Below are 12,140 nucleotides of genomic sequence, written 5' to 3'. Positions count from 1 at the left end.
GTTGATTCAACAATGTATGAGTGAATGATGGGGTAGTAAAGAAACGGTGGGTACTGTCAGTCAACTTTCAAATTAAACACCCCATTTTCGTTGACAATGCGTTTTAATAACCGATTGGGAACGAGTAGCCCAGCGATACGCCAATGCCCCGGTTCCGGACGTTTACGTTCACGACCGGCGTCTGTACCTGCCGGGTGAAACCGTGGGTGTAACGTCCTTCGACAAAAAACTTACCCGCCCCGGCATCAAAAGCCAGACCAAGTCCGCCGACACCACTAATGTCCCAGCGGTTCATGCCTCCGCCGTAATTTATATCCACGTCGAATGGCTTCGTGGTAAACAGCGCCGTTGCCCGCGTCCGGACGCGTCCGTTCAGGGCGTAACCTACCGATGGGCCGGCAATCAGGTAAGGCTGAACTGCGCCGTCGCTCAGGTTCACTTTCAACAGCAGTGGTACGTCGAGGTTCCGCGACTGGTACGAGATACGAGCGCCAATCGGCAGTTCAAAACCACCCAGGTTGAGGTCGAGGCCTTCTTTCACGACAAAGCCTTTCTGTACGTAGCCGATCTCCGGACGGAACGATACCCGCTCACTCACCGGAATGTCCAGGAACAGGGCTCCCATCGGTCCGGGTGAGGGATGCAGCGTAGGGGTCAGATTGCCAAGGAACTCCGGTTTTGAGGCAAAGCCCCAGTTCGCACCGCCCCGGATGCCGATCTGCACCTGAGCAAAAGACGTTTGAGCAGTCAATAAACCAAACGCGACGGCTCCAGCAAGCAAAATTCGTTTCATGGTGTTGGTTGTATTCATTTAGTTGTTAAAACCCGATAGTGGGAGCGTAGAACGTCGGCAATAGGCAGTCAACTGGTCTTTTTGTGCAAACTTGTTAGTTAGACATGGCGTTACTTGAAAAGATTAACCAACATCAAAAAAAATATGCAACCCACTCATAACGAGCAGTTAATCAGGCTTTCAGAACGAATTGAGCCCCTGCGGCAGCAGCTTGTAGCTCACCCACTATATGAATCTGTCCGGGATTTGTCCGGCTTGCGCGTCTTCATGGAGTCGCACGTCTGGGCTGTCTGGGACTTCATGTCGCTCCTGAAAAAACTTCAGCGTGACCTGACCTGCATAGATGTGCCCTGGCTGCCGGTCGGCAATCCGGAAACTCGCTACCTGATCAACGAGATTGTAGTCGGCGAAGAAAGCGACGTAGACCCTGATGGCAATCGGTTAAGCCACTTCGAATTGTATCTGAAGGCCATGCGGCAGGCCGGAGCCGGTACGGGGGCCATTCAGCGCTTTATCGACGAGCTTACGGACAGACGCTCGGTGCAGGATGCGCTGGACAACGCCGAACTGCCCGAAGGTAGCCGCGCTTTTGTAGGCTTTACGTTCGATCTGCTCGGCCATGGAAAGCTGCACGAGATTGCAGCCGTGTTCACGTTCGGCCGGGAAGACCTGATTCCGGACATGTTCATCGCGCTGGTCCGGCAGCTCCGCGAACAATCGCCCGAACAACTGGCGCTGTTTACGTACTACCTCGAACGCCATATTGAAGTGGATGGCGACCACCACTCGCACCTGGCCAAAGCCATGACGGCCGAACTTTGCGGGCAGGATCCACAACGCTGGGAAGAAGCCGCTCAGGCGGTGGAAGCTGCCTTGCGCACCCGTATCGCGCTGTGGGATAGCGTCCATCAGCAAATCACCATACCAACGCCGGAAATGGTCTGATGGCTTGGAAATCAGCTTTTTTGTACCCGAGTTTGCAAACAGCAGGCTCGGGTATTTTATTTGCGCTCTTGTCTGTAGGATTTTTTCCCGAAAACATTGAAGCGGTTTTGTAGCTTTACTGGTTGCGCGACCCTAACCGTGATGAAATACATTCAACCAACTAAATACAGTTATCTGCCAAAATTCCTGGCACCACTGGATGTACTCGGCCTGTTTGAATGCGACCCCTTCGGCAATTCGCTCCTGATCCGACGTATGCTGATCGGCATTGTCGGCTGGCTGACCTACGCCCGCTACACCGTTGTGAACCGCATTCAGATTGAGGGTACCGAGCATCTGGAAAACCTGCCAATCAATAACGTCCTGTTCTTATCGAATCACCAGACGTACTTTGCCGACGTTATTGCGTTCTTCCACGTTTTCTGCGCGGTGAAGTGGGGCTTTAAGAATACGTTGCTGCCCCCTATGTATCTGTTTGGCCCCCGGGCCCGGCAGTACTACGTAGCCGCTTCCGAAACCATGAAGAAAGGGTTTGTGCCCCGGGTGCTGGCGCAGGCCGGCGCCCTCACCATCGAGCGGTCGTGGCGGGCCGATGGCCGGGAAGTAAAGCGGGAGGTGGATACATCGGCGAACGACAAAATCGCCAGTGCGCTTGCCCACGGCTGGGTTGTGAGTTTTCCGCAGGGTACAACGAGTCCCTACGCACCCATCCGTAAAGGAACGGGCTACCTCATTAAAAACAATGATCCAATCGTGATTCCCGTGGTGATCAACGGATTCCGGCGGGCGTTTGACAAGAAAGGCCTGCGCTTTAAGAAACGGAACACGTTGCTGACCATCCGCTTTAAGGAGCCGCTTCAAGTAAGCCCCGACGATACCGTCGACGATCTGGTTGCTAAAGTCCGCCGTGCCATTGAGCAGGACGTACCGGCCTGGGTAAAACAAGAATAGCCCGGCTCGGAAGTCGGGCTACTACGGCCTGGCTGAACCAGACCACTCGTACGGTCAGGGCTACAGGAGCCAGCGGAAGAAAATATACAATGTAAACGACAGCAAGATCGACACCGGGAGGGTCAGCACCCAGGCCAGGGCAATGTTGCGTACCGTTCCGGCCTGCAGGTTTTTGATACCCCGATTGGCTACCATACTTCCCGCAATACCCGACGACAGGACGTGGGTTGTACTGACCGGCAGCTTGGCCCACGAAGCCAGACCAATCATGCTGGCCGCGACCAGCTCCGCCGAAGCGCCCTGGGCGTAGGTGAGGTGCTGCTTCCCGATTTTCTCCCCAACCGTTACTACGATCCGACGCCAGCCGATCATTGTACCAAGACCCAGCGACAGGGCAATCATCAGAATGACCCAGAACGGGGCGTAGTCCGTAAACCGGCGCAGGCCATTCTCTTCACTCAGGCTTGTTTTCAGTACCGATAATTGATTCGAACTCAGATTGGCACCCTCATCTTCGGCAATCTTGTTCATGTTGCTGTTGATCAGCAGCAGATCGCGACGAACCTGCATCCGCTGTTCCTGCGGAATCTGGTTGTCGGGCAGGTTGCCGCTTAGCATCGACCTGAGTTCTGCCAGTTCCGTGCGGGTGTGCGCCAGGCGGGTCTGGTTGGCAGGCGACAGTTGACTTGGGTTCAGTGCGCCAATGGTCTGCTCAATTCCGGCGATGTTGGTCTGCATGGACCGGGGATCAACATCCGATTTAACGGCAAACTGGAACGGCACAATACCAATCAGAATCAGCATTACCAGGCCCACGCCTTTCTGGCCGTCGTTGCTGCCGTGAAAGAAGCTGACCAGCGAACAGGTCGTAATCAGAATTCCCCGAATCCACGACGGCGGAAGCATGTGCTTCTTGGGTTCCTTGAACAGCTGATCTTTGGCTTCTTCCGGTACGCTCCGGCGCAGCAGAAACATCAGCACAATGGCTAAGCTGAATCCCAGCAGGGGCGACAGTAGCAACGCCTGCCCCGTTTCGATGGCTTTTTCCCAGTTAACCGCTGATCCCTCCGTATTTTCCGGCAGGGTTGAGAACGCCAGCCCAACCCCCAGAATAGAGCCAATCAGGGTATGGGAACTGGAGCTGGGAAGGCCAAAATACCAAGTTCCTAAATTCCAGATGATAGCACTGATGAGCAATGCCAGCACCATGGCTATGCTGTGGTAAACGTTCTGATCGACGAGGAGTTCAACCGGCAGGAGGTTGACAATACCCATTGCGACGCCAATGCCACCGAGCAGAACACCGGCAAAATTGCAGATGCCCGACCAGACAACGGCAACGGTGGGTTTTAGGGAGTTTGTATAGATAACAGTTGCCACTGCATTGGCGGTGTCGTGGAAACCGTTGACAAATTCAAAAGCACAAGCGGCAAATAAACTTAGAAAAAGCAGGAGAAAAACATCCGTTTCTAAACCAAACATAGGTGGGTGATCTTCTGTGATATAGCTCGTACGTAAGGTCGTACGTCACCTTTGGCCACAAAAGTACAGCAAACTTTCGTAGCGGATTGTTACGGAATTGTTAAGAGGAAACGGGCGTGTATTGCTAACAAGGGCACTCTGATAAATTAACTTACTGCTTGCCAGCCAACTGGCCGCAGGCTGCGTCAATGTCCTTACCCCGGCTCCGACGTACGTTTACCGTTACGCCCTTGCTCTCAAGGAAACCGGCAAATTTGTCGAGGGTTTGTGGATCAGTATTCCTGAAGTCAGCCTCAGCGATAGGGTTGTATTCTATAATGTTCACCTTCGCCGGAACCCGCTTCGTAAACGTCCAGAGTTCTTTGGCGTCCTGCAACGAATCATTGAAGTTGTAGAACAGGATGTATTCGAACGTAACGCGGGTTCCCGTTTGTTTGTAGAAGTAGTTGAGTGCGTCGCCCAGTGCTTCCAGCGTATTGCTCTCGTTGATCGGCATGATCTGGTCCCGCTTCTGGTCGTTGGCCGCGTGGAGCGAAAGCGCCAGGTTAAACTTGACCTGATCGTCGCCCAGTTGCCTGATCATTTTGGCAATACCGGCCGTTGACACCGTAATGCGCTTCGGCGACATACCCAGGCCCTCGGGCGACGTAATGAGCTTAACCGACTCCATCACGTTCTTGTAGTTCAGAAGCGGCTCACCCATACCCATATACACGATGTTGGAGAGTGGGGTGCCGTAGTTTTCTTTCGCCTGCCGGTCGATCGCTACGACCTGATCGTAAATTTCGGCGGCATCCAGGTTACGCTTGCGGTCCATGTAGCCCGTCGCGCAGAATTTACACGTCAGGGAACAGCCCACCTGACTCGATACGCAGGCCGTCATCCGGTCAGACGGTCCCGCACCGGCGGACCGGTCGTCGCTGCGTAGCGCCGGAATCAACACGCCCTCAACCAGATTGCCGTCGAACAACCGGAACGACGACTTGATGGTACCGTCGCTGCTGCGCTGCTGCGTCGCAACGTTCAGCGGTCGAATCTCAAAATGGCTGTTGAGCAGCTCACGCATCGACAACGACAGATTCGTCATCTGATCGAACGACAGCGCCGATTTTTTCCAGAGCCACTCCTGTATCTGCTTCGCCCGAAAACCTGGCTCACCGTGCTGGACGAGCCAGTCCATCAACTGCGCTGCAGTCAGTTTACGAATATCCTGTTTCATACATTTAAAGAGTGAAAGAAGGAAAGAAAGCACATGGAAAACCACTCAGTCATTCTGTCGCTCTTTCACTATCTAGTATTTCTGCCCGCCACTTTTTGCCGGTTTCCAGTCCTTTGGGCACCCAGACGGCCGCTTTATCCATCACCTTCGGGGCCACCGGGAGGATGTAGGGGTAGAGAAACGTACCGTCGGTCTGGCGGGCGGGGACTTTCACTCCCATATAGCTGAACAACCAGAACAGCACACTAATTCCAAAGACCCACGTAAATAAACCCACGGCGGCTCCGGCCACGCTGTCGAAGGTACCCAGCAGCGTATATTTCAGCGAGCGACGCAACGAATAGCCGATCTGGTTGATCATGAACACCACCGGGAAGAAGATGATCGAGAAGCCCAGCCAGGGCAGAATCTTCCGGGCTAGTTCGCGGCTGATGTACGGACTGAGCAGATCAATGCCAAATCCGAGGAATTTCAGGCCGATAATCATCGCTACCACAAAAGCAATCACCGCAATGACCTCAATCAGTAGACCCTTGCGGTACCCGTTGAAAGCGCCCCAGGCGAGTGGTACAAGAATGAGCAGATCAAGGGTTTTCATGGGAGTATGCATGGTGCTGGAACGAAGGGAAAAAGGGTTACCCCTGTGCCCTGAGTCCCATGCCCTACGCTAGTAACGATTTAACCATGGCCGAAATGGCCTTTCCATCAGTCTGGCCGGCTAGTTCTTTGGTGGCCACGCCCATGACCTTCCCCATATCCGACGGCGACGAAGCACCGACGCGGGTAATGATGTCCTGTACTTTTGCTTTTAATTCATCTGGCGACAGCTGCTGCGGCAAATACGTTTCGATAACGGCAATCTCGGCTTCTTCGGTGTGCAGGAGGTCTTCGCGGCCCTGCTGCCGGTAGATATCAGCCGAATCTTTGCGCTGCTTGACGGCTTTGGTCAGAATCTTGATTTCATCTTCGGGTTTCAGTTCGCCGGAGCCACCTTCCTTGGTCTCTTCCAGCAGAATCATTGATTTCAGCGCCCGTAGTGCCCGCAGGCGGTCCTGATCTTTGGCCAGCATGGCCTGTTTAATATCGGCGTCGATCTGTTGCTTTAATGCCATACATTTTAAAAGAGAAATAGTGAATGAGCGAAAGCGCAAAAATATTCGGCTCGCATCCCTGAACCTTCGTTGTTTGGGCAAAGTTACGAAACCAGCGGGGCCTTTCGCTCTTTCACTCATTCGCTCTTTCTTTCTTTACTAAAATGACCCGACTCAGTGTTAATATCAATAAAGTGGCTACCATCCGTAACGCCCGGGGCGGCAACAACCCAAACCTGATCAAAGTAGCGCAGGACTGCGAACGCTTCGGAGCGCAGGGCATCACGGTTCATCCCCGGCCCGACGAGCGCCATATTCGTTATCAGGATGTGCTGGATCTGAAGGAGGTTGTTACAACGGAGTTTAACATTGAGGGCAATCCCGACGACCGCTTCATTGAACTGGTCAGACGCGTCCGGCCGGAACAGGTAACGCTTGTTCCTGACGCGCCCGACGCCATTACGTCCAACGCCGGCTGGGACACCATTCGGCACGCCGACCATCTGCGCCGTCTGGTCGATACGTTCAAAGCCGATGGAATTCGTGTATCAATCTTCGTTGATGCCGACGAGCGGATGATCGAAGGGGCCAAAGCGGTGGGAACCGACCGGATCGAGCTGTACACAGAGCCCTACGCGGCTCATTTTAGTGACGATCAGGAGGGGGCCATTGCCCCGTTTATCCGGGCTGCTGAACGGGCGCAGGCTGTGGGGCTGGGCCTCAACGCCGGCCATGACCTGAGCCTGGACAATCTGCGGTACTTTGCCGAGCGTGTTCCCGGTTTGCTGGAAGTCTCGATCGGTCATGCGCTGATCTGCGATGCCCTGTATTTCGGCCTGGAGAACACCATTCAGATGTATTTGCGGGAATTGATGATAGCCTAGCCGGTTTCGCCGATTTATTGCGTAAATTGATTATCTAATTCGCGACATCCGTGGCATGGTACGCCAGTTGACAATAGATGAATTTTTAGGAAAGGCCCAATCGCTGCCGGTCATCGACGTACGGTCGCCGGGCGAGTTTGCCCATGCCCACATTCCGGGGGCGGTCAATATTCCGCTGTTTGATAACGACGAGCGGGCGCTGGTCGGCACCCGCTACAAGCAGGCGGGGAAAGATGCGGCCGTGCTGCTGGGTCTCGATCTGGTAGGGCCAAAACTGGCCGGTTTTGTTAAAGAGACAAAAAAGCTGAAGCCCCCTGCGGGCGAGGTGCTCGTTCACTGCTGGCGGGGCGGTATGCGGAGCGGGAGCTTTGCGTGGCTGCTGGACACCGCCGGTCTGACGGCTTCGACGCTGGTTGGGGGCTATAAAACGTACCGGAATGCGGTGCTGGACGCCCTAACCGAACCGCGGCAACTGATTATCCTCGGTGGCAAAACCGGCAGTGGCAAAACCGACATCCTGAAAGAACTGGCCCGCCAGGGCGAACAGGTGGTCGATCTCGAAGGATTGGCTCATCACAAAGGATCGTCGTACGGGGCCATTGGGCAGCCTCCTCAACCGAGCAGCGAACAGTTCGAAAACCTGATTTATCAGCAGTGGCGCACCCTCGATCCGGCCCGGCGGATCTGGCTTGAGGACGAAAGCCGCAACGTCGGTACGTGCTTTATACCCTTACCGCTCTGGCTCCAGATGCGGAAAGCGCCGGTCGCTTTTGTCGACGTACCGAAACCAGTACGCGTCCAGCGGCTTGTGCAGGAATACGCGGGCATTGACCATAACCTGCTGGTCGAGGCCACCGAACGCATCCGCAAACGGCTTGGGAGTCAGACTACGCAGCAGGCGCTCGATGCGCTCGCTCAGGGCGACTATGTACACGTAGCCGACCTGACACTGGCGTACTACGATAAAGCCTACCTGCATGGGCTTTCGCAGCGCGATCAGACCCTGGTTTACCCGCAGGTCGTCACGACCGATTGCCCCGCCGACACGGCCGGACGACTCATCGCCTGGGCGAACGAGCTACACGACGTACCTGCCCGGTAGCTAGGTCTTCTTTTTGGAATTTATCCGGCGAATCACCTCCCGCTTGCTGAACGCCAGCCGCCAGACCGCTAGTTTTTCTTTCTGATTGCCAAAGCAAGTCTGACAAATCGGATTGCTTTCCGGTATGGGGTTGTTGTAGATGAACAACGTATCGTTGATCTTCTGGATGTTGGAAATTTGGGGCAGGTTCTGTTCGGCATTGTACAGATACGCATCCAGAACCTCGCGCTCCTTCGGACTCAGGGCCTTGTTCTGCACATCTGCCTCGCCCAGCAACTGAATAGTTAGCCCGTAGTTCTTGGCGATTGCCTGTGTTTTTGGCAGGTTCTGCAACGCACAGAATGCTGCCTGCCTGGCCGGATCGGTTGTTTTTGCCAGTTGATCGGCCAGTTCACGCTGGGCTACAGCGGTGATTTTAGCCCCCAGGTTATCGACCGTCGATACCAGGTCGGCGTTCGTGACCCGCTTTATTTTCATGTCGGCCATTTCCTGCTTTAACTCTTTCGTATACTGCACCCGCTCGGGATTGCACGACAAACCGACAAATACAAGAAATAAGGAAAGCAAACCAAAACGATTCATACCTGAAAGCCTGATGGCTGAAGATGGGTTGTTAGGTGAAAAACAGTTGGGTCTGCCGCTTGGTTGCACATTCGACAAGGAAACTGCCAACTGGCCGAAATTTCGTAATTTTGCTTTTACGTGGCGGTAGGCTTGTTTTTACGTTAAGCGGTTCTAACGTCCAGTATCTAACGTCCCTACAATTATGCTTGATCAGTTAGAAGCCATTCGTGAACGCTTCGATGAGGTTGCGCAGCAGATTGTGCAGCCTGAGGTCGTATCCGACCAGAAGCGGTTCATGAAGTTGAGCAAAGAATATAAAGATTTAGAAAAGATCGTTGTTCAGTACCGGGCCTTTACCCAACTGCTGGAAGAGATCGATAATGCCAAAAAAATCATTGCAACGGAGAAAGACGAGGATTTTCGCGAACTGGCCAAAGCGGAACTGGACGAGTTGATGCCCCGCCGGGAAACGCTGGAGGAAGCGCTCAAGGAGATGCTCATTCCGAAAGACCCGAACGACAGCAAGAACGTCATCCTCGAAATTCGGGGCGGTACCGGGGGCGACGAAGCGGCCATTTTTGCCGGTGATCTGTTCCGGATGTACCAGCGTTTCTGCGACCGGATGGGCTGGCGGATGTCGCTGGTGGATTATACCGAAGGGACGTCGGGCGGCTACAAAGAAATCATTGCTGAGGTGGAGGGAGAAGACGTGTATGGCAAACTGAAGTTTGAGTCAGGTGTTCACCGGGTGCAGCGCGTGCCCGCCACCGAAACCCAGGGCCGGATTCATACGTCGGCAGCCAGTGTGGCAGTCCTGCCCGAAGCCGAGGAAGTAGACGTAGAACTGAATATGAACGACATTCGGAAGGATACGTTCTGCTCGTCCGGGGCCGGTGGACAGTCGGTTAACACGACGTACTCGGCCGTTCGGCTTACCCACATTCCGACGGGGCTGGTTGTGCAGTGTCAGGATGAACGCTCGCAGTTGAAAAATTTCGACAAAGCCCTGACGGTACTCCGTTCCCGGCTCTACGAGATTGAATTGCAGAAACACAACGACGCCATTGCCTCGCAACGCAAAACGATGGTGGGCAGTGGCGACCGGTCCGACAAGATCCGGACGTACAACTACCCGCAGAGCCGCGTAACCGATCACCGGATTGGCCTGACGGTCTACAACCTGTCGGCCGTCATGGATGGCGACATCGACGAATTTATTGAACAGCTGCGTATTGCCGAAAACGCCGAACGCCTGAAAGAAGGCGCGACGGCTTGATCAACCTAGTTATACATTACGAACAACGCCCGGTCTTGTAATAAAGCCGGGCGTTGCGCTTGTATGACGTTGATGGGTAAAGTTATCTTCGTTTGGGAGACGGTATTTGTAAATTTTTTGGCAGTAAGTCCTTCTGATCGCCCGGCAGACTGGGGTGCCGGTTGTACGGATTCGGCATTTTGTACTGCTGGGACAGATCCGGAGTTTTAATGGGCATATTATCCAGTTCAGCCCGGACTACGTTGGCAGGATCTCCCGCGTTTCGGTAGAACTCCGTACCCATGGGTAATATCGGTGGTTGAGGGCGACGCGTCGAGTCGGACAGGGTTGGTTGCCTCGGCGTGGGCCTTACTGACTGAGCGTTTGCCAGACCGCAACGTAGAGTCAGACAGAGGAGCAGTATACCGAATGTCTTCATAAATCAGGTAAGGTTTTATCTGTATGATGGTAAGGATTCTATAAATGCATAAACCGTTGCGTATTGATTATCAAAATAGTGGATTTGGATGTAGAAGCCTGGGGTGGGAGTAGTTACAACCCCTGTTCAGGGCATAAAGATGAGATTATGACGTTTAAGAGCTTTTGACAGAGTATGACTATCTTGAAGAACGGAACGTTGCTGCTAGGCCTGTTTATTACTCTTGTCATTACGGCTACAGCACAAAACAACACGCCCTGGAAGGGCAGGAAGTGTGCGGTTGTGCTGACCTACGACGATGCGTTGACTGAGCACATCACCAAGGCCATTCCGGCCCTGAACGTACTTGGCCTGAAGGCAACGTTCTACATTACTGATTTTGGTGGTCTACAGGCGCAGATTCCGGCCTGGCGGTCAGCGGCCGCAACCGGCCACGAGTTAGGCAACCACACGATGACACACCCCTGCGAAGGTGGTCGGCCCGGCCGCGAGTTTGTGAAACCGGACTATGATTTGACAAAGTACACGCTGCGCCGAATAACCGATGATATCCGGACAATGAATACGGTGCTGACGGCCATTGATGGAAAAACCAGGCGAACCTTTGCTTATCCCTGCGGAGATACCAAAATCGGCGGGGTTCCCTATATCGACGGAATGAAAAACTCGTTTGTTGGCGCAAGAGGTGTATCTCCAGCGATAACCGGTGCCGACAAAGTTGACCTCTACAACATCAATAGCTTCATGGTAAACGGCCAATCGGGTGAGGAACTGATTGCGCAGGTTAAGCAGGCCGAAGCGAAGCAGGGCGTATTGGTATTTCTGTTTCACGGCGTAGGAGGTGGGCACAGCCTAAACGTTTCGCTGCCCGCGCATCGCCAATTGCTGACTTATCTGAAGCAGCACGAAAAAGATATTTGGATAGCCCCGATGGTCGACGTCGCTGAATTCATAAGGGTTCAGCAAGCCAGGCAATAAAGACCTGACCGGCGATACCGGCTTACGCGTTTGGTTAAACAATTATTTTTAGCTAGTTTTAATTTTTCCTGTCACTTTTTTAATATATTTTCAATCTCTGGTGGGGAAAGCAGCTATATCTTTGTAATAAGGTTTTAGACCAATAACGATCGATTTAGTAGTAGGCTTTCCGGTCCCACCGTTTACCAGTAGCCAAAACACGATATAAGATTTTTCATAACGTTGAGTAAATCAGACAGCCCCCATCACTGATGGTGGGTTGTTTTGTTTTTAGGGAAACTGAAAGCCCGGCACTGCCATTTGGTGGAAGTGCCGGGCCTGATCGTATAAACTAAAGTCAATTACTGATAATTGTTAATTCTGACGCGAGTTACTCATAACTCACTACCAGGCTGATTGCTTACCATTTGTAACCCACGTTAAACGACCACCTGTAA

The 12,140-nt window shown here is 53.5% G+C and carries 13 protein-coding genes; 6 read left to right on the top strand and 7 right to left on the bottom strand.

Translation table 11 applies throughout. The annotated features are described in order from the left end of the window. Positions 1-103: 103 nt before the first annotated feature. The gene (locus tag DYU11_RS03825; protein ID WP_199736658.1) at positions 104-793 is read right to left on the bottom strand and encodes a porin family protein; all 690 of its coding nucleotides are present in this window, start codon (positions 791-793) and stop codon (positions 104-106) included. A gap of 144 nt (positions 794-937) precedes the next feature. On the opposite strand from DYU11_RS03825, the gene DYU11_RS03820 reads away from it, so the two are divergent. Together DYU11_RS03820 and DYU11_RS03815 are read left to right on the top strand one after the other, a co-directional pair. Next, entirely contained in the window at positions 938-1,738 is an 801-nt protein-coding gene (locus tag DYU11_RS03820) for a DUF3050 domain-containing protein (protein WP_119666294.1), read from the top strand. Between the two features lie 141 nt (positions 1,739-1,879). Beyond that, positions 1,880-2,689: a lysophospholipid acyltransferase family protein gene (locus DYU11_RS03815; protein WP_119666293.1), complete on the top strand. Its 810-nt coding sequence runs from the start codon at positions 1,880-1,882 to the stop codon at positions 2,687-2,689. 60 nt (positions 2,690-2,749) lie between these two features. Here DYU11_RS03815 and DYU11_RS03810 read toward each other — a convergent pair whose 3' ends face one another. The 4 genes from DYU11_RS03810 to DYU11_RS03795 form a co-directional block, all read right to left on the bottom strand. Continuing rightward, positions 2,750-4,171: an inorganic phosphate transporter gene (locus DYU11_RS03810; protein ID WP_119666292.1), complete on the bottom strand. Its 1,422-nt coding sequence runs from the start codon at positions 4,169-4,171 to the stop codon at positions 2,750-2,752. 151 nt (positions 4,172-4,322) lie between these two features. After that, on the bottom strand, positions 4,323-5,390 hold the full coding sequence (rlmN, locus tag DYU11_RS03805; RefSeq protein ID WP_119666291.1) for a dual-specificity RNA methyltransferase RlmN: 1,068 nt from the start codon (positions 5,388-5,390) through the stop codon (positions 4,323-4,325). Between the two features lie 49 nt (positions 5,391-5,439). Then, complete coding sequence (locus DYU11_RS03800) at positions 5,440-5,988, bottom strand: CvpA family protein (RefSeq protein ID WP_199736657.1); 549 nt, start codon at positions 5,986-5,988, stop codon at positions 5,440-5,442. A 64-nt stretch (positions 5,989-6,052) separates the two neighbouring features. After that, complete coding sequence (locus DYU11_RS03795; RefSeq protein WP_119666290.1) at positions 6,053-6,502, bottom strand: GatB/YqeY domain-containing protein; 450 nt, start codon at positions 6,500-6,502, stop codon at positions 6,053-6,055. Positions 6,503-6,645: 143 nt separating this feature from the next. Here DYU11_RS03795 and DYU11_RS03790 point away from each other — a divergent pair, with 143 nt between their 5' ends. Together DYU11_RS03790 and mnmH are read left to right on the top strand one after the other, a co-directional pair. Beyond that, positions 6,646-7,365 carry a pyridoxine 5'-phosphate synthase gene (locus DYU11_RS03790; RefSeq protein WP_119666289.1) on the top strand — a complete coding sequence of 240 codons (720 nt, stop codon included), beginning with the start codon at positions 6,646-6,648 and terminating at the stop codon, positions 7,363-7,365. A 55-nt stretch (positions 7,366-7,420) separates the two neighbouring features. Next, the gene (gene mnmH, locus DYU11_RS03785) at positions 7,421-8,467 is read left to right on the top strand and encodes a tRNA 2-selenouridine(34) synthase MnmH (RefSeq protein ID WP_119666288.1); all 1,047 of its coding nucleotides are present in this window, start codon (positions 7,421-7,423) and stop codon (positions 8,465-8,467) included. Here the strand turns inward: mnmH and DYU11_RS03780 are convergent, their stop codons facing one another. Next, complete coding sequence (locus DYU11_RS03780; RefSeq protein ID WP_119666287.1) at positions 8,468-9,049, bottom strand: hypothetical protein; 582 nt, start codon at positions 9,047-9,049, stop codon at positions 8,468-8,470. Positions 9,050-9,233: 184 nt separating this feature from the next. On the opposite strand from DYU11_RS03780, the gene prfA reads away from it, so the two are divergent. Beyond that, positions 9,234-10,307, top strand: coding sequence for a peptide chain release factor 1 (prfA, locus tag DYU11_RS03775; protein ID WP_119666286.1), 1,074 nt, complete (start codon positions 9,234-9,236; stop codon positions 10,305-10,307). Positions 10,308-10,389: 82 nt separating this feature from the next. Here prfA and DYU11_RS32935 read toward each other — a convergent pair whose 3' ends face one another. Beyond that, positions 10,390-10,725 carry a hypothetical protein gene (locus DYU11_RS32935; protein ID WP_147367879.1) on the bottom strand — a complete coding sequence of 112 codons (336 nt, stop codon included), beginning with the start codon at positions 10,723-10,725 and terminating at the stop codon, positions 10,390-10,392. 174 nt (positions 10,726-10,899) lie between these two features. Here DYU11_RS32935 and DYU11_RS03765 point away from each other — a divergent pair, with 174 nt between their 5' ends. Further along, a complete protein-coding gene (locus DYU11_RS03765) occupies positions 10,900-11,703 on the top strand; it encodes a polysaccharide deacetylase family protein (protein ID WP_119666284.1) in 804 nt (267 codons plus the stop codon). The last annotated feature ends 437 nt before the right edge of the window (positions 11,704-12,140 follow it).

Origin of the sequence: Fibrisoma montanum, from assembly GCF_003583365.1 — a bacterium.
GTDB classification, from domain to species: domain Bacteria; phylum Bacteroidota; class Bacteroidia; order Cytophagales; family Spirosomataceae; genus Fibrisoma; species Fibrisoma montanum.
The sequence above is the reverse complement of the archived record's forward strand: the minus strand, read 5'-3'. Positions and strand labels throughout refer to the sequence as shown.

What these genes read in the sequence shown, in the direction of transcription:
- DYU11_RS03825 (WP_199736658.1), bottom strand. Translation starts at nt 793, where the DNA reads ATGAAACGAATTTTGCTTGCTGGAGCCGTCGCGTTTGGTTTATTGACT.
- DYU11_RS03820 (WP_119666294.1), top strand. Translation starts at nt 938, where the DNA reads ATGCAACCCACTCATAACGAGCAGTTAATCAGGCTTTCAGAACGAATT.
- DYU11_RS03815 (WP_119666293.1), top strand. Translation starts at nt 1,880, where the DNA reads ATGAAATACATTCAACCAACTAAATACAGTTATCTGCCAAAATTCCTG.
- DYU11_RS03810 (WP_119666292.1), bottom strand. Translation starts at nt 4,171, where the DNA reads ATGTTTGGTTTAGAAACGGATGTTTTTCTCCTGCTTTTTCTAAGTTTA.
- rlmN (WP_119666291.1), bottom strand. Translation starts at nt 5,390, where the DNA reads ATGAAACAGGATATTCGTAAACTGACTGCAGCGCAGTTGATGGACTGG.
- DYU11_RS03800 (WP_199736657.1), bottom strand. Translation starts at nt 5,988, where the DNA reads ATGAAAACCCTTGATCTGCTCATTCTTGTACCACTCGCCTGGGGCGCT.
- DYU11_RS03795 (WP_119666290.1), bottom strand. Translation starts at nt 6,502, where the DNA reads ATGGCATTAAAGCAACAGATCGACGCCGATATTAAACAGGCCATGCTG.
- DYU11_RS03790 (WP_119666289.1), top strand. Translation starts at nt 6,646, where the DNA reads ATGACCCGACTCAGTGTTAATATCAATAAAGTGGCTACCATCCGTAAC.
- mnmH (WP_119666288.1), top strand. Translation starts at nt 7,421, where the DNA reads ATGGTACGCCAGTTGACAATAGATGAATTTTTAGGAAAGGCCCAATCG.
- DYU11_RS03780 (WP_119666287.1), bottom strand. Translation starts at nt 9,049, where the DNA reads ATGAATCGTTTTGGTTTGCTTTCCTTATTTCTTGTATTTGTCGGTTTG.
- prfA (WP_119666286.1), top strand. Translation starts at nt 9,234, where the DNA reads ATGCTTGATCAGTTAGAAGCCATTCGTGAACGCTTCGATGAGGTTGCG.
- DYU11_RS32935 (WP_147367879.1), bottom strand. Translation starts at nt 10,725, where the DNA reads ATGAAGACATTCGGTATACTGCTCCTCTGTCTGACTCTACGTTGCGGT.
- DYU11_RS03765 (WP_119666284.1), top strand. Translation starts at nt 10,900, where the DNA reads ATGACTATCTTGAAGAACGGAACGTTGCTGCTAGGCCTGTTTATTACT.